Below are 19672 nucleotides of genomic sequence, written 5' to 3'. Positions count from 1 at the left end.
CCCCCCCCCCCCCCCCCCCCCCCCCCCCCCCCCCCCCCCCCCCCCCCCCCCCCCCCCCCCCCCCCCCCCCCCCCCCCCCCCCCCCCCCCCCCCCCCCGGCACAGGTAAGGCGCCTAAGGTGTCAGCTGTACTGCGTCTCCCGCACGCACGGACGGCAACGAAGGAAAGAGGTGACGTGATGCTGCGCAACGGCTTGGAACCGTGGCACCTGCTCATCGTGGCGCTGGTGGTCATCATGGTGTTCGGTTCGAAGAAGCTCCCCGACATGGCGCGCTCCCTGGGCAAGTCGGCCCGCATCCTCAAGAGCGAGGCCAAGGCGATGAAGGCCGAGGCGGGCACCGATCCCGCCGCGCCCGGGCATCCGTAACACCCGCGCCCGGAAGGGGCCGGGGCAGTGCCGAACCGACGCCGCTGCCCCGGCCCCTCCGCGCGGTGTCACTCGAAGAACTTGAGGCTGTACCCGGTGTCGGTGTTCGCCCCGGGGACGTTGGCGCGGCTGTACGTGGTGTTGCCCCACCAGCAGAAGGATCCGGTGTACCAGGAGCGGTTCTCCCAGCTGTACGGGGTCCCCTTGGGCACCGCGTGGAACATCAGGGGGAACGTGGGCCCGGCCGGCGGGCTGGTGGAGATGTCGCCGTCGAGCAGCACGAAGGTGTGGTGGCCCGGGCCGTTCACGTACAGCGTGGGATCCCAGCCGGCCATCATCGTCGCGCGGTTGGAGCCGAACAGGCAGCCGTTGGACTTGTACCAGTCCCACACGTACGTCGGGTCACCGCCCGCCCGGAGCCGCAGTTCGGCGATGCAGTACTGATCGCTCCAGCTGCCGTTGGCGGAGTAGGTGATGTGCAGCTGCCCGTTCGGGTCCCTGATCGCTTCGGGGGCCTCGTTGATGAAGGGATTGCCGACAACGCGCTCCCAGCTCTCCCGGGGCTGGGAGATGATGTACCGGGCGCCCGTGGGGGTGGTCGGGCTGCTCATCCGCGCGATGTAGAGGTTCTGCTCGACGTTGGTGGTGCCGGCCCAGCCCGACCAGACGAACCAGCGCTGCCCGTTGAAGGTGAACAGGGTGCCGTCGATCGCCCACCTGTCGTCGGGCAGGGCGAGTTTCGTCGCGGCGGTGTAGCCGCTGTCGGGGGCGGCGGAGCTGATCACGTACATGCGGTGGGCGGCGCCTCGGCCGGCCGAGAAGTAGACGTAGTAGCGGCCGCCGTCCCGCACGATCTCCGGAGCCCAGATCTCACCCAGGTTTCCGGTGTCCGACCAGACCTGCCGCGGCGTGGCCGAGGCCAGACCGCCGGTCGAGGGCGCCTGCCGGACGCTGATGCCCGCGCCGGTCGACTGGACCGAGATGTACGTGCCGCCCACGCGCAGCACGCTGGGATCGGCGCCCCGGATGGCCGTCTGCCCCGCCTCTGCGGGTCCGGCGGAGATGAGCGACATCGTGAGGGCCAGCAGCATGGACAGCGCGAAGGCTGCCACACCGGACATCCGGGAGAGTCTCATGGCTTCCCTTTCCCGTACGGGGGTTGGCGGGCACGGACCGATGACTCGACCCTATCCACAGGAGAGCGTGTTCATGTCAAAATACGGGTCTCACTCCTCGCAGTCCTCGATGAGACGGCTGATGACGCCGTGCAGGACGTCCGCCCGGGCCCGGTCCTCCCGCTGCTCCCGCAGGGCGCGCTCCACCGTCCGGAGCCGCTGCCACGCCTCCGGGGCCGCGTCCATGACCCCGTCCACGAGCGGCGAGGAGACCAGTTCGAGGCACTCCGCCAGCCGCATCCGGGTGGTGGCGGCAGGCGGCGCGGACGGGGGCTCGGCGAACCCGTCCGTCAGGTACCGCGCGGGGTCGACGAGGCTCCATCCGGCCACGGCCCCCTCGTACACCAGGAGGTCCAGACCGGGGGCGATTCCGAGCCGCGCGTCCGGCTCCTCACCGAGAAGGCGGACGTCCGCGAGGCAGCTCAGCGCGCCGGCTGCCGGGTCGCAGTGGAAGACGGTGGCCTGGGGCATGCCGAACTCCCCGGCCATGTCCGCGCGGAGCCCGGCCGCACGCGTCCGCGGCCCGCGACGTGCGGCTTCGGAGACGTACCGCGCGGGCAGGAAGAGCGTGAGACTGCGCAGTTCGCGGCTGCCCCGGTCGAAGCGGACGTACTCGTCCCGCGACCACAACCACCGCATGCTGCCGAACGTCTCCGGCAGCTCCCGTTCGCGCCCGGCCGCGTCCGCGTAGCCCGCGACGATCAGCTGGAGATCGCGGAAGTCGAAGCGAGGGGTGTACGCGAGGGGTCTGCCCGTCGTCGCGGCGGTCATGCCGCCGCCCACCGTGACCTTCACCGTGTCCGTCGCCTCACCGGATGCGCCTGGCGGCCGGCAGGTGGCCGCCCTTGGTGTCGCGGATCTTCCCGTTCACGATGTCCTCGTGGGTCACCGGGGGCTGCGGGTCGTCGGGTGACCCGCCCAACGCCTTGGCACCGGTCTCGCCCTTCTTGCCCGAGGGGCCGTAGCCCGTGATGACGTCGCCCGCCCCGGCGCCGGGGCCCTTCGTCACCACGATGTCCTCGCCCTTCCGGAAGATGAGGTCCCCGCGCTGCTTCTGCGAGAGGTACACCGCGTCCGGAGCCTTGAGGATCTCCACCACGCGTCCGTCGCTGAAATGGGGGTGGTAGTTGCTCGACTTGCGCACCTTGCCGGCCCCGGCCCGGTCGATGACGGTCTCCGCGGCCTTCACCGCCTTGGCGTCGGGGCACACGGAGCCGGCGAAGAAGCCGGTCCAGGCGGGGAGGCGGTCCCGGACGGGGGCTGCGGAGCTGAGCAGCCCGGCCGGCACGGCGACGCCTCCGGAACGGGCCGCGGCGCCCGAGGCGGAGGTGCGGAGCGCGCAGCCGTCGGCGTCGCGCTCCTGGCGTACCTTGTCGACCAGCTTCCTGACCTCGGTCCTGGCCAGGGCGTAGGCGTTGATCAGGGTGTCGGCGCGGTACGGGATCCGGTACTGGACGAGCCGGCCACCGCCGGCGCGCGAACGGGCCCGTGCCTCGTTCTTCTTCCGCGCCTCGACCGAGGCGAAGGTGGACCCGGCACCGGCGTCGGAGCAGGACAGGCTGCCGGAGACGGACGTTCCGGTGACCGAGAAGGAGCTCTGGGGGCTGGTGCACCGGCCGGCGGACCTGCCGTCGATGCTGAAGGACGCGGTCATCACCGCGGTGACCTTGCCGCTGACCAGACGGCCCTTGGCGCTGGTGGTGAGGTGTCCGGAGAAGCCGTTCTTCGCCGTGCAGCCACCGGAACCGCACTTCACCGTCCCGCCGCCGCTGAGGGTCAGGCGGATGCCGCTGTCGGTGGCGTTCCTCAGCTCCGCCGTCTGCTTCTCCAGGGTGTCGAACATGGGGTCGACGGCGTCCTCGGCGACCGGCTCCAGGTCCAGCCCCTCGGAATCGCTGTCCGCAAGGGGCCCGTCCGTCACGTCGGGGCTCCCGGGTGTGTCCTCGTCCTCGGCCCCCGCCTCCGCCTCCGCCTCCGCCTCCGCCTCCGCCTCCGCCTCCGCCTCCGCCTCCGCCTCCGCCTCCGCCTCCGCCTCCGCCCCCGCCTCCGCCTCCGCGGTGACGGTCGCCTGCCGCAACGCGACCGCTTCGGCCGAACCGCCGGACGTCCCTCCGGATCTGGAGGAGCCGTACGACTCCAGGCGCAGCAGCCGGTGGGGTTCCTGCTCGGTGACGAGCAGCCGGCCCGCGGAGGTGTCCACCGCGAGGGCCGGTGTCCCGTCGGCGGCGGGCGGTCGCGCGGACTCGCTGGGAGCCGGTGTGCCTTCCAGCCGGTCGAGCGCCTTGGAGAGCGCGGTCGCCAGATCGGACGGGGCCGGCATGTGCCCGACCGTCTCCCGCGTGACGCTGTCGCTCTCGTCGGCGGCGGCCCAGGCGCCGGACACGGAGTCCTTCGCCCGGGTGAAGGTCCTGCCGCCGATGTGCAGAACCTCGCGGGCGAGCCCGGAGCTCCCGACCTCCACGGCGCCGAAGCGGCTGCCGGACGCGGTGACGGTGATGTCCCGCTTCACCAGGCCGTCACCGGAATCCCGGTACCGCAGACCCGGGGCGTCGGCCAGCGCGGCCACGGCCTGCCGGAACGGCTTCAGGTCCCGCTTGGCGACGGACTCCTCCGGCCCGGGCCCCCCGTGCCGGACCAGCAGCCCGGCCACGAGCCCGGCGGCCAGTACCCCGACCCCGCCGAACAGCAGCAGCCCCTTGCGCCGCCGGGCGGGCGGCGGCGGGCCGGGCGTGTACGGCTGCTGCCCGTACGGGAATCCGGGGCCGGGCCCGTAGGGCGAACGCGGTGGCGGCACGGCCGGCACGCCCTGAGGAGGGTACGGACCCTGCGGCGGCGGCGGTCCGAAGACCCCGGACGGACCGGCGTACGGCGAGTGCTGAGGCGGGACGCCCGCTGGGGGAGGCGGCCCGAAGACCCCGGACGGCGGGCTGTACGGAGTGCCCTGCGGAGGCCGGTCCGCCGGGGGCCGGTACGCGTCTTCGTGGTCCGTCATGAACTTCCCCCGTGGATGGTCCGTGGGCCGCTGATCGCTACAGGAACAGTGTGGGGGTGACGTCCCCTCACACCACCGGAATCCGGACACCGGGCCCGGGTCGGAGCAGCCGGTCCACCAGCCCCTCGACGTACTCCGGGCTCAGAGGGCCCATGCCGAAGAGGACGCGGATGTACATCGGGGCCAGGACGTGGTCCAGCACGGTCAGTGCGTCGGGTGCGGGCTCGCCGCGGTCGCGGGCACGGTCGAGCATGGACTGCAACTGCCTGGTGCGCTCGGTGCGAAGGGCGTCGCGGGCCTGTGCGCCCTCCTGACCGGTGCCCGCCAGGGCGACGGCCAGGTGCAGCACCGCCGGCCCGTCGGGTCCGGTGATCTCGCGGGCGACCTGGGCCGCGTACGTACGCAGATCGCCGGCCAGGCTTCCGGTGTCGGGCATCGGGGAGCGTGCGTCGAGGCGGGTGAGCGCCACGTCGCTGAGCAGCGCCTCCAGACCGCCCCACCGGCGGTAGATGCTGCTGTCGGCCACGCCCGCGCGGGCGGCCACCTCGCCGACGGTGAAGTTCCCGTAGCCGCGTTCGCTGATGAGTTCGGTGACGGCCTGGTGCACCTGCGCACCGACCCGGGCGCTGCGCCCGCCGGGGCGCCGGGCTCGCTGTTGCTCGTTCATGCATCCAGGCTAACGCAGTTGGCACTTGCGTTTGTGGGTCACCCTCATTTACAGTCGCCTAACGCAGTCAAGGGCTGCGTTAATGATCCGCACGGAGACCCGCGCCCACCACGGCCGGGCGCATCTCACGGTTGAGAGGGATTCCCATCACTGCATCGCAAGAGGCCGCAAGCGGCCGGTCGAACCGAACCGTGCTGCTCACGGTGACCTGCCTGGGCCAGTTCATGGTTCTGCTCGACAACACGATCGTGGGCGCGGCGCTGCCCGACATGCAGCACGGCCTGCACCTTCAACTCACCGGTCTGCAATGGATCGTCGACGCCTACGTCCTGCTGGTCGCCATGCTGCTGCTGTCCGGCGGCATCTTCGCCGACCGGTTCGGCCGTAAACGCGTGTACCTGACCGGTGTCGCGGTGTTCACCGCCGCGTCGGTGGTGTGCAGCCTCGCGCCCTCGCTCGGCTGGCTGATCGCGGGCCGGGTGCTCCAGGGCATCGGGGCCGCGGCGCTCAGCCCCGCTTCGCTCGCCCTGCTCGCGGCGGCCTACCCCGCGCCGCAGGAACGCGTCAAGGCGATCGGGCTCTGGGCCGGACTCAGCGGAGTCGGCCTGGCCGCGGGCCCCGTGGCCGGCGGCGTGCTGACCGAAGCCTTCGGCTGGCCCGCCATCTTCCTGGTCAACCTGCCCATCGGCGCGGCCCTCCTCCTGGCCGGCAGGCGCCACATCGAGGAGGCGCGCAATCCGAACGCCCCCGCGATCGACATCCCGGGGACGGTGCTGTCCGTCCTCGGAGTGGGGACGCTGACCTATGGGCTGATCGAGGGCGGGGCGCGTGGCTGGACCTCGCCGGTGATCCTCGGCAGCCTCGCCGTCGCGGTGCTCCTCCTGGCCGCCTTCGTGGCGGTCGAAGCGCGCCGCCGCGCGCCGATGCTGCCGCTGCGGCTGTTCCGGGAGCGCCTGTTCACCGTCTCCAACGCCGCCATGGCCGTGGTCGGGTTCGCGCTCACGGGCTCGTCGTTCTTCTTCTCCCAGTTCTTCGTGTACGTCCAGGGCAGCTCGATCCTGAGCGCGGGACTGCAAACCCTCCCCACCAGCCTCGCCATGGTGCTCGTCAGCCCGTACGCGGGCCGGCTCGCCGCCCGGCACGGCTTCCGTGTCGTGGTCACCGCCGGCCTGGCCCTGGCCGGCCTCGGACTGCTGGCCCTCGGCAAGGTGCACGCCGACACGGGATACGGGAACGTGTGGTGGCGGCTGGCCGTCGTGGGCGTCGGTTTCGCCCTGACGATGTCCCCGCTGACAGGCGCCGCCATCCAGGCCGTCAGCCCGCAGGAGGGCGGTCTCGCCTCGGGCATCAGCAGCACCACCCGGCAGATCGGCGCGGTGCTCGGCGTGGCGGTGCTCGGAGCCGTGGTCCGCGCCCGGCAGTCGGACGGCGCCTCCTTCGGGGCCGGCCTCGACAGCGCCTTCCTGACGGCCGGTGCCATCACGCTGGCGACCGCCCTGGTCACGGGCCTGTGGCTGGCGAGGAGCACGCCCGCGGAAGGTGCTGGGGCGCTGGTACGGTCCACCGAAACGCCGAAGGCCACCGCCGCGGACAGCCGTTGACAGCCCGCGAACACGTCCCGGCCCCACGGGCGACCACGAACGGAGGAACCTCTGTGCACGACGAGACCCGGGTGACGATAGAGGAGTACGCGGTGTCCGGCCCCGAGGCCGGGCCGTACGCCCTGACCACGGGGCCGGACGGCGCCCTGTGGTTCACCCTCGTCCACAGCGGCCGGATCGGCCGCCTCGTACCCGGCGAGGCACCGACGGACCACAGCCTCGGCCCCGACAGCGGACCGACCGTCATCACACCCGGCCCGGACGGCGCGCTGTGGTTCACCGAGTACCGGGCCGACCGGATCGGGCGGATCACCACCGACGGCGCGATCACCGAGTTCGACGTACCGGGCTCAGGCTCCGGGCCGTTCGGCATCGCGGCGGGACCGGACGGCGCGCTCTGGTTCACCGAGACCACCGCCGACCGCATCGGCCGCATCACCACCGACGGCGACGTCACCCAGTACCCGCTCCCCGCCACCGGCGCGTTCCCTTCCGCGATCGCCGCCGGGGCCGACGGCGGGATGTGGTTCACCCTCAACCAGGGCAACGCCGTCGGGCGGATCGGCATGGACGGCACGGTTGCCCTGCACACCCTGCCGACGGAGGCGGCGGGCCCGGTCGGGATCGCGGCGGGTCGCGACGGCGCGGTGTGGTTCACCGAGATCGCCGCCGGTCAGATCGGCCGGATCACTCCCGACGGGCGGATCACCGAATTCCCGCTGCCCGATCGCGCCGCCCGGCCGCATGCCGTCACCGTCGACGGACAGGGCTCCGTGTGGTTCACGGAATGGGGAGCCAACCGCGTCGCCACGATCACCCCGGACGGCTCCGTCACCGCCCACGACCTGCCCACGCCGGACTCGGAACCGCACGGCATCGCCCCGGGTCCCGACGGCGCCCTGTGGACCGCGCTGGAGAAGGGCTCACTGGCCCGCGTCGCGCCGTAGGCCGACCGGGCGCAGCGCCTCCTCGCGCGCCGCGAAGTCTCCCCGGCTCACAGCTCACCGTGCTCGTCGGCCGTGACCCGCCGCACCTCGACCGGCTGCTGCGTGGGTACGCCACCGGGACCCGGGACGGCGGAGATGCGGGCGGCGATCTCCAGCGCCCGCTCCTCCGACTCCACCTCGAAGACATTGAAGCCGGCCAGGACCTGCTTGGACCCGGCGCACGGTCCGTCGGTCACCACGGGCGGCGCGACACCGTCCGCACGGACCGTGCGGGCCTGCCGCGGATCGGCCAGCGCCATGAACCGGACCAGCTCCCCGCTCTCGGTCAACTCCTTGGTCAGCAGGGCGTAGTGGTCGAAGTGGGCCGCGATGTCACCCGGCTGCCAGGTGTCCATCGGCTCCTCGAAGACCCCGCCGTCGTGGTTGACCAGCAGCATGAACGTTGCCATCACGTACTCCCGTTGTCAGTTGTCCGCGGATTCCGGAAAGGAGAAATAGAGCGCATCGCCGTAGAACGATGCGAAGTGCCGCTGCCAGTCGGCTCGGACGGAGGCCAGCCAGGTGTCGTCACGGCCGGCGATCGCCGCCTCGGCGAGCGCGACGGCCCCGGGGACGTCCTCCGACGCCAGACGCCGTACGCTCGCCGCCGGATCGTCGTCCGTCATCGAAACGATCTCGCCCGTCTCGAGAAGGAAGTACCTCGCTGCCTGCTTCTCCAGATGGGCCGTGGTCCCGGCCACGCACGCGGCGAACTCGGCGTCGTCCCGAAGACCGTCGCCGACGGCGCCCAGGAGGTCGCGGAGCAGCGCGGCCCCGGCGGCGTAATCCGCGGCGATGCCGATCGGGTGGTTCCAGATCATGGAGGGGACGATCGTGGTCCCGCGCCCCACCAGGAGCTTGTGGGCGAGCGGGATGTCCCAGTTGTGCTCGGATACGCATCGGATCCGCCGCGGGATGTCCGCCTCGCTCGGTACCGAGTCCGCGGAGTAGAGATACGAACGATTTGCCATGCCGGCGACGCTAACACCGGGTACTGACAACGCCGTCGGACAACTCCCGTACGGCCGGGGGAGCCAGGACATGACGGCCGCATGCGCACGCCCCCGGGGGCGCCGCGGCCGGTGGGGGAGGGGAATCCACGCCGGTGCGGGCGATATGGAGCAGTCGTGAAGGCCCTGTGGAACCGTTGTCGGAGGGGCCGCCTATGCTGCACCGAACGATCAAGCGGGACCAGGGGAGGGCGCGGCATGTTCGGCAAGCTGTTCGGCAAGGCTGAGGAGAGACCGGCGGCCGGACCGCACGCGCTTCCCGCCCCGCGCAAGCAGAACGGGATGTACACCCTGCGGGCGCTCGGGGACGTGCGCGTGCTGGCACTGGTCGAAGCCGCCGGAGCGGGGGACTGGGGGGCGGTCAAGGCGGCGCTGACGCCCTTCGACCTCGGCCGCGACCACCAGATCCTGAACGAACTCGAAGAACTCGACGGCGTGCAGGACTGGATCGGCCGGGCGGCCGAGGAGGACAAGGAGCACCGGGCGACCGCCCTGCTCATCGCGGGGGCACGCCACATCCAGTGGGGCTGGGAGGCGCGCACCGCCGCCCGCGCGTCCCAGGTGACGCAGGAGCAGTGGCGGGTCTTCCACGAGCGGCTCCGCATCGGCGAGGAGCAGCTGCTCGAAGCGGCCGAGCTGAAGCCCGAGTGGGTCACCCCGTGGCGCCGGCTCCTCACCTCGGGCCGCGGCATGTCCCTCGGCGCCGACATCACGGAGGTCCGGCGCGACGCGGCCCTGCGCCGCGCTCCGCTGGACCTGGAGACCCACATCGACTGGATCTCCCAGTTGCAGCCCCGCTGGGGCGGTGAACCGGGCCAGGCGCTGCGGTTCGCCCGCGACGCCTACGCCGACGCTCCGGAAGGCGACCGCATCGGCTGCGTCATACCCATGGCGCACATCGAGAACTGGGTGGAGTCGGACGACACGGACTGCCTGCAGACCGAGGAGATCCAGGAGGAGCTGCGCCGTGCGGCCGGGCGCAGCATCCTCCACCCCGCCCACGAACGGCGCCCGGGCTGGCAGCACGACTACAACATCTTCGCGATGGCCCTCTCGCTGGCCGGCGAACGGCAGACGGCGAAGCGGGTCTTCCATGCGCTCGACGGTGCCTTCACCAGCTGGCCCTGGGCCTACTTCGGCGACCCGGAGAAGCAGTTCGCCCGCCACCAGCGCCGCGCCTGAGCACACAGGCACCCTCCCATCCGCCCGCTCCCTCCTCTTCTCCCGGACTGCCCGATGACATCGCCCGACACCGACTCGCGACACACCGGCGACGACCGCACCTTCCAGGTGGATCTGCGCGGTCTCGTCGACCTCCTCTCGCACCACCTCTACTCCAGCCCGCGGGTCTACCTGCGCGAACTCCTGCAGAACGCCGTCGACGCGCTGACCGCCCGGCACAGCCTCGAACCCGGCGCCCCCGCCGACGCGTTCGGAATCCGCCTGTACGCCGACGGGGACGTCGTACGCGTCGAGGACGACGGTGTCGGTCTCACCGAGACCGACGTCCACGCCTTCCTCGCCACGATCGGCCGGAGCAGCAAGCGCGCCGAACGGATCGCCGAGCAGCGCGGCGACTTCATCGGCCAGTTCGGCATCGGACTCCTCTCCTGCTTCCTCGTCGCCGACGAGATCCACGTCCTCAGCCGCTCCGCCCGCACCCCGGACGCACCCGCCGTCGAGTGGCGGGGCCGCGGCGACGGCAGCTACACCGTCCGCACCCTGCCCGCCTCCGCCCGCCCGCACCCCGGCACCACCGTCACGCTCACGCCGCGCTCCGACGCGGGCGAGTGGACCCGCCCGGCACAGGTCGCCGCCCTCGCCCGGCACTTCGGCTCCCTGCTGCGCCACCCGGTGACGGTGGACGACGGCAAGGGCGGCCCGCCCGCCCGGATCAACCCCGAGCCCGCGCCCTGGGCCCGTACCCACCCGACCCCGGGAGCCCGCTCCCGCGCCCTGGCCGCCTACGGCAGCGAAGTCTTCGGGTTCGAACCGCTGGACACCCTCGATCTCGACCTGCCAGCCGTGGGGCTCAAGGGCATCGCCTGCGTGCTGCCCGAGGCGGTGCCGACCGGCCGCCGCCACGGCCACCGCGTGCACGTCAAGGGGATGCTGCTGTCGGAGCAGGCCGAGGAGATCCTGCCGGACTGGGCGTTCTTCGTGCGCTGCGTGGTCGACGCCGAAAGCCTGCGCCCCACGGCCTCCCGGGAGTCCCTGTACGAGGACGACACCCTCGCCGCCGTCCGTGACGCCCTCGCAGAACGGCTGCGCGCCTGGATCTCCCGCATCGCCGCCAGCGACCCGGAACTGCTCGCCCGGTTCCTCGGGGCCCACCACCTGGCCGTGAAGTCGCTCGCGGTGCACGACGACGAGATCCTGCGGATGCTGCTGCCCTGGATTCCGTTCGAGACCACCGACGGCTCCGCCACCCTCGACGAATTCGCCCGTACGCACCGCACCGTGCTCGTGACGACCAGCGTGGAGGAGTTCCGGCAGGTCGCCGCGATCGCCTCCGCCGCCGGGCTCGGCGTCGTCAACGGCGGCTACACGTACGACCGGGAACTGGTGCACCGGCTTCCCGAGATCCGGCCCGAGGTCACCGTCGCCGACCTCGACCCGGCGACGCTCACCGCCCATCTGGACCCCGTCGACCGTGAGACGGAGCTCGCCGCGGCGCCCTACCTCGCCCTGGCCCGTGACGCCCTCGCGGTATTCGACTGCGACGTCGCCCTGCGCACCTTCCAGCCCGCCTCCGCCCCGGCTCTCCTCATCGACAGCCGCGACGCCCGGCACGAGCGCACCCGCTCCCAGCTGGCCCGCGAGCAGCAGGGCGGGGTGTGGGGCGACATCCTCGGCGCCCTGCGCCAGGAAGTCCCGCGCGCCCAGCTGATCCTCAACCAGCTCAACCCGCTGGTCCGGACCGCAGCCGCCATCGACGAACCGGAGCTGGCCCGTACCAGCGCCGAAGCCCTGTACGGGCAGGCCGCGATGCTGTCCCGGCGCCCGCTCAGGCCCGCCGAGACGAGCCTGATCAACCGCTCGTTCCTCGACCTCCTCGCCCACGCCCTCCGCAAGGACAGCTGACGATGCCGACCGCACCCCAGAACACCGATGAGCTGTACGACGCGCTCCAGGAGAACCAGCAGCGCCCCTACGGCCGCGCCCGCACCGTCGCCGCAGAGGAACTCGCGGAGGCGGCCGAGCGGTTCGAAGACCCCCTGGCCCTCGTCCGTACGCTCTTCGAGCTCCAGGAGGCGTACACGTACGGCTCCGAACCACGCAAGGCCCCCGTCGTCTTCGCCCGCCTGCTCACCCTCTTCGACGAGCAGCCCGACGTCTTCACCGACCGGCTGCGCCATCTGCTGTTCTGGCGGTTCAAGTGGGTGGCGAACTCCCTGCGGGCCCTGCCCGAGATCCCGCTGGCCAGTCTGCGCCAGTGGCTCACCGAGATGCGCGGCCGGTACGAGAAGGCCGGCCTCGGCCTCCAGCCGTACTACGCGCAGCTCTACCAGCTCGCCGCCCACACCGGCGAGGACCCCGCCCCCGCCTACGAGCTGTGGGCGGCCCGCGCCCGCACCCCGTTCAGCGACTGCGAAGCCTGTGAGATCTGCGAACGGGCCCTCCACCACCTCGCGGCAGGCGACGACACCCGTGCCCTGAGCACCTGGGAACCCGTCCTGAACGGCAAGGAGAGCTGCCAGGAGGAGCCCGCCCGCTCCCTCTCCCACGCGCTGCTGCCCCTGCTGCGCACCGGTGACACCGAACGCGCCCGCGCACTGCATCTCGCCGGCTACCGGGGCTGCCGCCGCAACCCCTCGATGGCCGGGGAGGTCGGCCGGCACCTGGAGTTCTGCGCCCTGACCGGCAACGAGGCCCGCGGTCTCGAACTGCTCGCCGAGAACCGCGTCCTGTTCGCCGAGGTGGATTCGCCCCTGGGCCAGTACGACTTCCTCACCGGCGTGGAGGTCCTTCTGCGGCGTGTCGAGTCCCTCGGCCACGGCGAGCTTCCGGCCGCCGGATACGCGGGCCGCACCTGGACCGTGGCCGGCCTGAGCGCCGAGGTCCGGGACCGCGCCGACGACCTCGCCGCACGCTTCGACGCCCGCAACGGCACCACGGCCCACGCCGACCGGCGCAGGGCCCGCCTCGACCGCGCACCGCTGCTGGACGCGCTGGAACTGACCCTGCGCACCCGCGGCCTCGGCGACCTCTCCCCGGCCGCCCCGGCCGCCGCGCCCCCGGGCCACCGGGCGCCCACCCTCCCCGAGACGCTTCCCGACCTCATCGCCCGTGCGCGGGAGCTGGAGGAGGAGGGGCACCCCGACGCGCAGCTCTGCTGGGAACGGCTGCGCGCCCTCGTCGCCGCCCACGACTACACCCACCCCGAGGACCCGGCAGCGGGCCCGCTCGTGAGGCTGCGCGCGGACCTGCTGGCCGACGAGGCCGGCCGGGCCGCCGACGTGGACGAGGAAGCGAAGGCCGCAGCCCTCTACGAAGAGGCCGCCGCCCTGTACGAAACGGCCGAGCTTCCGGGGGATGCCGCGGTTGCCCGCGCCGGCGCCGTGATCTCCGCCGGCGTGGTCGATGCCGAGGCCGCCGAAGCCACCGAGGACAAGGCCGCGGCGCTGACCGCCGCCCACGCGAGCATCGTCCGGCTGCACGAGGGGACGCCCGGACTCACGCCCTACCAGGAAGGCCGGATGCTGCGGCTCCGTGCGACCCTGCTCGGCCTGCGCGTGCAGGCGGCGGGGAACGAGGAACACGCCGCGGAGACGTTCACCGAGGTGGAACTGCTGCACAGGTTCGCCACCCGGCACGACCTGGCGGTCCAGATATCCGGCGCCGACCTGTTGCGGGCCGGTACCCACGCCGTCTCCGGCGACCTGCCCACCGCTCTCAGCGAGCTCGACTCGCTCCTGGACCGGCTGCGACAGCACGGCCCCGCCTGGCTTCTGCCCCGTGCCCTGGGACTGCGCGGCCGGATCCAGCTCGGCCTGCGGGACGCCCAGGCGGCGCACACGGGGCTGTCCGAGGCCGTACGCCTGGCCGCCGAATGGCCCACCGCGGTGGCTGGCACCGCCAGTCTCCACGGCGACCTGGCCGAGGCGTGCATGCACCTCGGCCGCCCCGACGAGGCGCTGCGGCACCTGACGCGCTCCGCCGAACTGGACCTCCGCCGCGGCAAGCGGATAGGCGCCTTCTGCACGTACAGCAACGCCGCCCAGCTCAGCCTGGAACTGGGACGGGTCGAGGACTCCATCGCCCTCCTCGACTCCGTCCTGGCCGAACCGGACGTCGCCGCCGGCACGCTGGACGACCGGCTCGCGGCTCAGCTGCGCCTGACCCGCGCCCGCGCCCTGCACGCAGGAGAGGACCTCAAGGCCGCCACGGCGGAGTTCGTCGCCCTCGCCGCCGAGTCGGCGGGCTGGGACGACGATCCCGGGAGCCACGCAATGATCGCCGCGGAGACGGCCGTGCTCCTCGGCGAGGCCGGCGACTTCGACCGCGCCGGCGAAGCCGTCGGACAGGCGCTCGCCGCTCACGCGCGCGCCCCGCGCTACGAACAGCTCAGCAACGCCCTGCGCGAACTCGCCCGCCTCCAGGCCGAGCAGCAGGGCGCCGACGGCCTTCCCGGAGCCCTCGCCCGCCTCGCGGACGCCGACCGGATAGCCGGCGAGGCCCGCGCCGCCGGGTACGAGACCCACGGCCGCAGCCTGGAGACCGCCCTCGCCTACGAACACGGCCGGGTCCACGCCTACGCCGGACAGCACGAGGACGCCCTGACCGCCCTGGAGAAGGCCCTCGGCGGGCTCGGCGAGCCGGGACCGGAGAACGCCGGCGAGTGGGCCGAGTGCGTCCGGCTCGCGGGTGTCGTGGAGGGCATCTACCTGGAACGGACCGCCCCCGCCCTCGCCCGCCTCGACGCGGCGATCCCGCGCCTGGCAGCCCTGGGCCACGCCGAGGCGACGGAACCCCTCGCCGCGTTGGCGGCCCGGCTGCGCGACGGGCGGTGACACGTCGGGCTCACCCGGCCTCCACGTACGCACACGGAGGCCCGGTGAGCCGGCGGCCCGACCGGCGACGACGAGGCGGGTTCACGGTGAAGGCCGCGGTGCCGCCTCCACCGAGAGGTCGTTGTCGAGGGTGTAGTACGGGCGCACCGACGCCCCGCCCACCCTGGTGGCCGGGTAGACGAACACCGTCTTCCGGTCCGCGATGTCGTCCATCAGCCGGGCCACCCGCACCCGGGGCGCACCGGCCGATGGACGGACGAACACGTCCCAGACCACCGGTGTACCTCCCGCCACCTCTGCCAGGAGGTCCGCGTAGGCGACGGTGAACGAGAAGTCCTGGCCCCCGCCGGCGCTCAGCGAGGTCCGAGCCACCGCGGACTCCCGGCCGCGCCGGTTCAGCGACACCTCCGCGCCTTCGCCGAGACCGGCACCGTACAGCCGTGCCTTCACCGTCATCGCGTCGGGTCCGACGGTGATCCGGCCGGCCTCCGCATGCGTGGCGCGCCGCCAGGCCCGTATGGCGAGCCGGCCGTCCTTGGTGGCGTACGGGATCCGGACCGCCACCGGCCCACCTTGTACGTCGTCCCCACCGGATACCAGCCCGCGCAGATCGCGCAGGCCGGGCAGCAACGGCACGCGGTCCTCGCCCGGTCCGGGCACGACATAGGCGTCCCAGCGGCCTTCATCGAGGGCGGGCTCGGCCTCCAGCACGGTCTGCCACTCGTCCGTCCCCACGGCCTCCAGCACGAGAGAACGCCCGGCCTCCTCCGGCCGGCCCTTCTTCGGGCGCGGCTGGAGCAGCAGCCTCGGGTGCGCCGCGGCGGACCCGGACAGCTGGACGCGTACGAGCAAACGCCCTCCGGCCTGCGCCGTCACCGCGCCACGGGGCTTCTCCACGAGTCCGTTCACACCGTCACCGTCGCCCCTCATCGTCGCGCCTTCCGTACGGCCCTCGCGACGCTGCCGGCCGCGACGAGCATCGTGTCCCGGGCGGCGAAACCGCTGCTCGACAAGGTGCTGCCCGTTCCGGTCACCGCTCGGCCCGCACGCCGGGCGGCCAGCAGCTCCTCAAAGAGCCGTTCAGCCTGGACCACGACGTGTGCGGGGCCGTAGCGCCGCGAGTTGACCAGCGCGTTACGCCCCATGCCGCGGCGCAGTTCGTCGTCGCCGACGAGGTCCAGCAGGGCGTCGGCCAGCGCGTTCCGGTCTCCGACGGGCACCAGCCGGCCGTCCTCCCCATCGGTGATGATCTCGCCCGGGCCGTATGCGCAGTCCGTGCTCACGACCGGCAGCCCGCAGCTCATCGCCTCGACGATGGCCATGCCGAAGGACTCGAGATCGGAGGTCACCGCCGCGATCGACCCCTTGACCCATTCGGCCTCCATGGGTGCCACCGCACCCATCAGGAACACGTTGTTGTACAACCCGAGCCGGTCGATGAGCGCACGCAGCCGCTCCCGCTCCTCGCCCCTGCCGTAGATGCGCAGCTGCCAGTCCGGATACGCCGCCGCGACTGCGGCGAAGGCGTCGATCAACAGGTCGAACCGCTTCACCGGCGCCAGCCGGCCGGCGGCGACCACGATGCGTCCCCGGCCGTCCGCCGGCGCGAGGGCCGGGGCGGGGACACTGTTGGGCAGCGCTTGCACACGTACACCCGGCAGCCGCATCTTGCGCCGGTAGACAGCCGAGTCCGCCTCCGTCACCGGAGTGATCGCGTCCAGCCGCGGATAGGCCCGGCGCAGCGCCTTGCGTAACCGCGGGGGGTGGTGGTCGAGCGTCAGGTGCTCCTGTCCGACCCGCACCGAACGCGCAGGAGCGTGGAGAGCCAGGTGGACGTTGAGCCCGGGCCGCGTCCCCACGACGACATCGGAGTCGAGCGAGGCGAGCGCCGCTCCGATGCGTTCGTCGGTCAGCGCGCTGTACTCGCCGTAGCGGTACTCGGCTGAGGGAAAGACCTTCGCCGGGGTCTGATGCCGCGGGTCGTCCTTCTCGTGCCGCAGATCCACCAGGGGCCGGAGCCGCACACGCGGATCGAGTGCGAGGCTCGGGCGTTCCCTGCTCCGGAGCACGGAGATGATCTCCACATCGTGCCGGTCGGCCAGTGCGCGAGCCAGGTTGAACGTGGTGGTGATCGTCCCTCCGATCGCATACGCGTTGTGGATGAGGAATGAGATTCGCATGCATGACAGGACGAATGCCCCGCACGGAAGGTTGCCTGCCCGACCGCCCGCCGGGCTCAGCCGAGCTGCCGCAATCGTCGGATGGGCGACGGCGTCCCGCCCCGCCGCCGGGGCCTGTCCCGGGCGTTCGCGCCGGCCGGCGTCGCCTCAGGCCGCCCACGACCGGCGCGAACGCCCGGGAGGTTCACCGAGTCCGGATCGGCTGCGTGAGGTTCACCGGATTGCCGTCCGGGTCCAGGATGTGGGCGACACGTTGGCCCCACGGCATGTCGTTCGGGGCGCGGCTGACCGACCCGCCCAACGCCTCCACGCGCCCGAGTGTCGCGTCGACGTCGTCCACGCCGATGCTGAGCAGCATCCGTGGTGCCGCGCCGTCCCCCGCTTCCTTCTTGGCCACCAGCCCGAGGTCCGTGTCGCCGATGCGCAGACCGAGGTAGAACACCGGGCCGTCCGCCGGCACCCGGAAGATCTCCTCGGCGCCGAACAGTTTCGTGTAGAAGCCGGCCAGGACGTCCTGGCGGGCGGTGAGGATGACTGGCTGAATGGTGGACATAGTGCTCCTGCCGAGAACGGTTGGGTCACCCGGGCAGACCGCTCGTGAACGGTGAACTCATCGGTGTCGGACGCACGACTTGTATGGACGCGATGATTCATGACGCGCTCGAGCAACGGGTGCTGGAGGCGGCGACCTCCGATGTGCGGCCGGCCAGGACCGAGTTCGACGGCGCGGGCCAGTGGCCGGCCCGCGCCCGGAAGGCGCCCGTGGAGCCGCTTGCCGCGGAGGTGTGGGTCCTCGGCGGGGAGTTCGACCGGGTGCTCCTGGTGCGTCACCGGTGGCGGGGCTGGGTTCCGCCGGGCGGGCGGGTCGAGCCGGGAGAGACACCGCGCGAGGCCGCACGTCGCGAACTGCTGGAAGAGACCGGGGTGGTGGCGGAACTGCTGCGGCGACAGTGCGCTCGTACCACCCGCGATGGCCGGCGACGCTTGGGCTGTCGTACGCCGCGATCGTGGATTCCGGTACACCGCTGGACGCGGAGAGCGGCCGGCCGGCTGCCTGGACATCCCTCGGTGAGGACTGGGAGAGCTGCTTCCCCGAGGACCTGTCGCGCATCCGCGCCCACGCGCGCTTTCTGCGCGAAACCTCCGCCCGGTGACGGGGCCGCCTCCTCCCATGACCGGGGCGCGGTAGCCGCCCACCACAACCGCGTTGACCGTTCCCGCAGGTGATGCTTGGGTCGATCCGTGGACAGCATCCCCGGCAACAGGCGGTTCTGGAATCGGATCAGCGGTGCCTACCAGGACGGACACGACGCGCGGATCGGCGCGGCGCCCCGCCTGTGGGGCACGTACGCCCTTCCTGACGCGCACCTGCGAGCGCTGGGCGACGTCACCGGCCATCGCGTCCTGGAGCTCGGCTGCGGTGCCGGCCAGTGGTCGAGGGCGCTCGCCGCCGAGGGGGCCGCGGTGGTCGGGTTCGACCTGTCCGAAGAGCAGCTCGCCGCAGCGGCTCGCGCGATGGGGGCGGCCCGCTACCCGCTGGTGCAGGGTGCCGCCGAACAGCTGCCGTTCGCCGCCGACAGCTTCGACCTGGTGTTCTGCGACTACGGCGGGCTCAGCTGGGCGCCCCCGCATCTGGCCGTACCGCAGGCCGCCCGCGTGCTGCGGCGCGGCGGGCGCCTGGTGTTCAACGTCGCCAGCCCCTGGTTCGAAGCCTGCTACGACGAAGCCGCCAGCCGCGCGACCACGACGCTGCAACGGGACTACTTCGGCCTGGACGCCATCGACGAAGACCAGGGTGCGGTCAGCTACCAGCTCACCTACGGCGACTGGATCAGGGTCCTGCGCGGCGCCGGGCTCGTCATCGACGACCTCATCGAACCGCGCCCCGGCCCCGACGCGGCCAATGGCTACAACAAGACGGACCCGCCGGACTGGGCGCACCACTGGCCGGCGGAAGCACTCTGGGTGACCCACAAACCGTGAGCCCCGCCGCGTCTGCCGCACCGTGGCCGGCCCTGGCGAGGTACGTCGCCGGACGGGGCAGTCGCATCCGGGATGCGCTGCACGAGCACAACTGCGTCCGCGCGGCGCATCCCCCTTGCTCTTGCCAGGCCCTTCCGCCGTCGGCACCGTATCCCGGCCGGTGATCGCCCGGACAGGTTCAGGCCGAGGAGGAACGCGGTTCGCCGCAGCGCCGCTGGGCCGGCTCTCAGCGCACTGCCACGGCTTCGATCTCGATGAGCATGTCCGGATCGGACAGGGCGCTGACTTCCGCCAGCAGGCTGGCCGGCCGGCAGCCCGCGGCCGCGAGTTCGTCCAGGAGCACGTCGTAGTGTGCCTTGCACGAAGCCAGGTCGGTGGTGACGATCCGGATCTGCACCACGTCGGCCATCGTCATCCCGGCCTCGGCGGCGGTTTCGCCCAGCCGCCGCAGCGTCAGTCTCATCTGACCGGCCATGTCTCCCTGATGGGCGATGCCGCCGTCGTCGTCGCGGGCTTCGTGTCCGGAGAGGAACAGCCAACTGCGCGGGGCGTCCACGCGGACAGCCCGGTTGTACATCAGCCGCTCGCCCACCATGCGCGGGCCGATCTCATGGGTGGTCATGTCGTTCCTATACCGGGCCGGACCGCGGTTCAATCAGGCGTAGGGGCGCGGCCGGTGCGGGGGCACATGGGTCAG

18 protein-coding genes and 1 pseudogene are annotated in these 19672 nt (G+C 72.6%); 9 read left to right on the top strand and 10 right to left on the bottom strand.

The window, feature by feature from the left end:
• Positions 1 to 175: 175 nt before the first annotated feature.
• The gene (tatA, locus tag ACN6LM_RS26875) at positions 176 to 367 is read left to right on the top strand and encodes a Sec-independent protein translocase subunit TatA (RefSeq protein WP_164401590.1); all 192 of its coding nucleotides are present in this window, start codon (positions 176 to 178) and stop codon (positions 365 to 367) included.
• Between the two features lie 68 nt (positions 368 to 435).
• On the opposite strand, the gene ACN6LM_RS26870 is transcribed toward tatA, so the two are convergent.
• The 4 genes from ACN6LM_RS26870 to ACN6LM_RS26855 all read right to left on the bottom strand — a co-directional run bounded on the left by ACN6LM_RS26870 (position 436) and on the right by ACN6LM_RS26855 (position 5201).
• Entirely contained in the window at positions 436 to 1503 is a 1068-nt protein-coding gene (locus tag ACN6LM_RS26870) for a glycoside hydrolase family 43 protein (RefSeq protein ID WP_445067964.1), read from the bottom strand.
• Between the two features lie 90 nt (positions 1504 to 1593).
• Complete coding sequence (locus tag ACN6LM_RS26865; protein WP_445067963.1) at positions 1594 to 2313, bottom strand: hypothetical protein; 720 nt, start codon at positions 2311 to 2313, stop codon at positions 1594 to 1596.
• A 37-nt stretch (positions 2314 to 2350) separates the two neighbouring features.
• Entirely contained in the window at positions 2351 to 4336 is a 1986-nt protein-coding gene (locus tag ACN6LM_RS26860) for a hypothetical protein (protein ID WP_445067962.1), read from the bottom strand.
• Positions 4337 to 4601: 265 nt separating this feature from the next.
• The gene (locus tag ACN6LM_RS26855) at positions 4602 to 5201 is read right to left on the bottom strand and encodes a TetR/AcrR family transcriptional regulator (RefSeq protein ID WP_445067961.1); all 600 of its coding nucleotides are present in this window, start codon (positions 5199 to 5201) and stop codon (positions 4602 to 4604) included.
• Between the two features lie 191 nt (positions 5202 to 5392).
• Between ACN6LM_RS26855 and ACN6LM_RS26850 the strand changes: the two genes are divergently transcribed.
• Entirely contained in the window at positions 5393 to 6802 is a 1410-nt protein-coding gene (locus ACN6LM_RS26850) for an MFS transporter (protein WP_445067960.1), read from the top strand.
• Between the two features lie 53 nt (positions 6803 to 6855).
• On the top strand, positions 6856 to 7749 hold the full coding sequence (locus tag ACN6LM_RS26845) for a Vgb family protein (protein ID WP_445067959.1): 894 nt from the start codon (positions 6856 to 6858) through the stop codon (positions 7747 to 7749).
• Positions 7750 to 7796: 47 nt separating this feature from the next.
• Here ACN6LM_RS26845 and ACN6LM_RS26840 read toward each other — a convergent pair whose 3' ends face one another.
• Entirely contained in the window at positions 7797 to 8198 is a 402-nt protein-coding gene (locus ACN6LM_RS26840) for a YciI family protein (protein WP_445067958.1), read from the bottom strand.
• Between the two features lie 15 nt (positions 8199 to 8213).
• Entirely contained in the window at positions 8214 to 8759 is a 546-nt protein-coding gene (locus tag ACN6LM_RS26835; protein WP_445067957.1) for a DUF7822 domain-containing protein, read from the bottom strand.
• Between the two features lie 237 nt (positions 8760 to 8996).
• On the opposite strand from ACN6LM_RS26835, the gene ACN6LM_RS26830 reads away from it, so the two are divergent.
• From ACN6LM_RS26830 to ACN6LM_RS26820, 3 genes are read left to right on the top strand one after another with little or no spacing between them, the layout of a single operon-like run.
• Entirely contained in the window at positions 8997 to 9980 is a 984-nt protein-coding gene (locus tag ACN6LM_RS26830) for a hypothetical protein (RefSeq protein WP_445067956.1), read from the top strand.
• A 54-nt stretch (positions 9981 to 10034) separates the two neighbouring features.
• Positions 10035 to 11882, top strand: a complete 1848-nt coding sequence (locus tag ACN6LM_RS26825; RefSeq protein WP_445067955.1) for an HSP90 family protein — start codon at positions 10035 to 10037, stop codon at positions 11880 to 11882.
• 2 nt (positions 11883 to 11884) lie between these two features.
• Positions 11885 to 14812: a hypothetical protein gene (locus ACN6LM_RS26820; RefSeq protein ID WP_445067954.1), complete on the top strand. Its 2928-nt coding sequence runs from the start codon at positions 11885 to 11887 to the stop codon at positions 14810 to 14812.
• Between the two features lie 81 nt (positions 14813 to 14893).
• Here ACN6LM_RS26820 and ACN6LM_RS26815 read toward each other — a convergent pair whose 3' ends face one another.
• The 3 genes from ACN6LM_RS26815 to ACN6LM_RS26805 all read right to left on the bottom strand — a co-directional run bounded on the left by ACN6LM_RS26815 (position 14894) and on the right by ACN6LM_RS26805 (position 17545).
• The gene (locus ACN6LM_RS26815) at positions 14894 to 15742 is read right to left on the bottom strand and encodes a hypothetical protein (RefSeq protein WP_445067953.1); all 849 of its coding nucleotides are present in this window, start codon (positions 15740 to 15742) and stop codon (positions 14894 to 14896) included.
• Positions 15739 to 16992, bottom strand: coding sequence for a glycosyltransferase family 4 protein (locus ACN6LM_RS26810; RefSeq protein WP_445067952.1), 1254 nt, complete (start codon positions 16990 to 16992; stop codon positions 15739 to 15741). The genes ACN6LM_RS26815 and ACN6LM_RS26810 overlap by 4 nt, the downstream gene beginning before the upstream one ends.
• Before the next feature lie 184 nt (positions 16993 to 17176).
• Positions 17177 to 17545 (bottom strand): VOC family protein, encoded by a 369-nt coding sequence (locus ACN6LM_RS26805; protein ID WP_445067951.1) that lies wholly within the window; start codon positions 17543 to 17545, stop codon positions 17177 to 17179.
• A gap of 83 nt (positions 17546 to 17628) precedes the next feature.
• On the opposite strand from ACN6LM_RS26805, the pseudogene ACN6LM_RS26800 reads away from it, so the two are divergent.
• The 3 genes and pseudogenes from ACN6LM_RS26800 to ACN6LM_RS26790 all read left to right on the top strand — a co-directional run.
• Positions 17629 to 17931: pseudogene (locus ACN6LM_RS26800) on the top strand (NUDIX domain-containing protein); the annotation flags it as partial.
• Between the two features lie 68 nt (positions 17932 to 17999).
• On the top strand, positions 18000 to 18146 hold the full coding sequence (locus tag ACN6LM_RS26795; RefSeq protein ID WP_445067965.1) for a hypothetical protein: 147 nt from the start codon (positions 18000 to 18002) through the stop codon (positions 18144 to 18146).
• A gap of 88 nt (positions 18147 to 18234) precedes the next feature.
• A complete protein-coding gene (locus ACN6LM_RS26790) occupies positions 18235 to 18975 on the top strand; it encodes a class I SAM-dependent methyltransferase (protein ID WP_445067950.1) in 741 nt (246 codons plus the stop codon).
• 226 nt (positions 18976 to 19201) lie between these two features.
• Here ACN6LM_RS26790 and ACN6LM_RS26785 read toward each other — a convergent pair whose 3' ends face one another.
• A complete protein-coding gene (locus ACN6LM_RS26785) occupies positions 19202 to 19597 on the bottom strand; it encodes a Rid family hydrolase (RefSeq protein WP_445067949.1) in 396 nt (131 codons plus the stop codon).
• Positions 19598 to 19672 lie beyond the last annotated feature (75 nt).

Source organism: Streptomyces sp. SAS_281, assembly GCF_052542855.1.
This window is presented reverse-complemented; position numbering and strand designations above follow the sequence as displayed.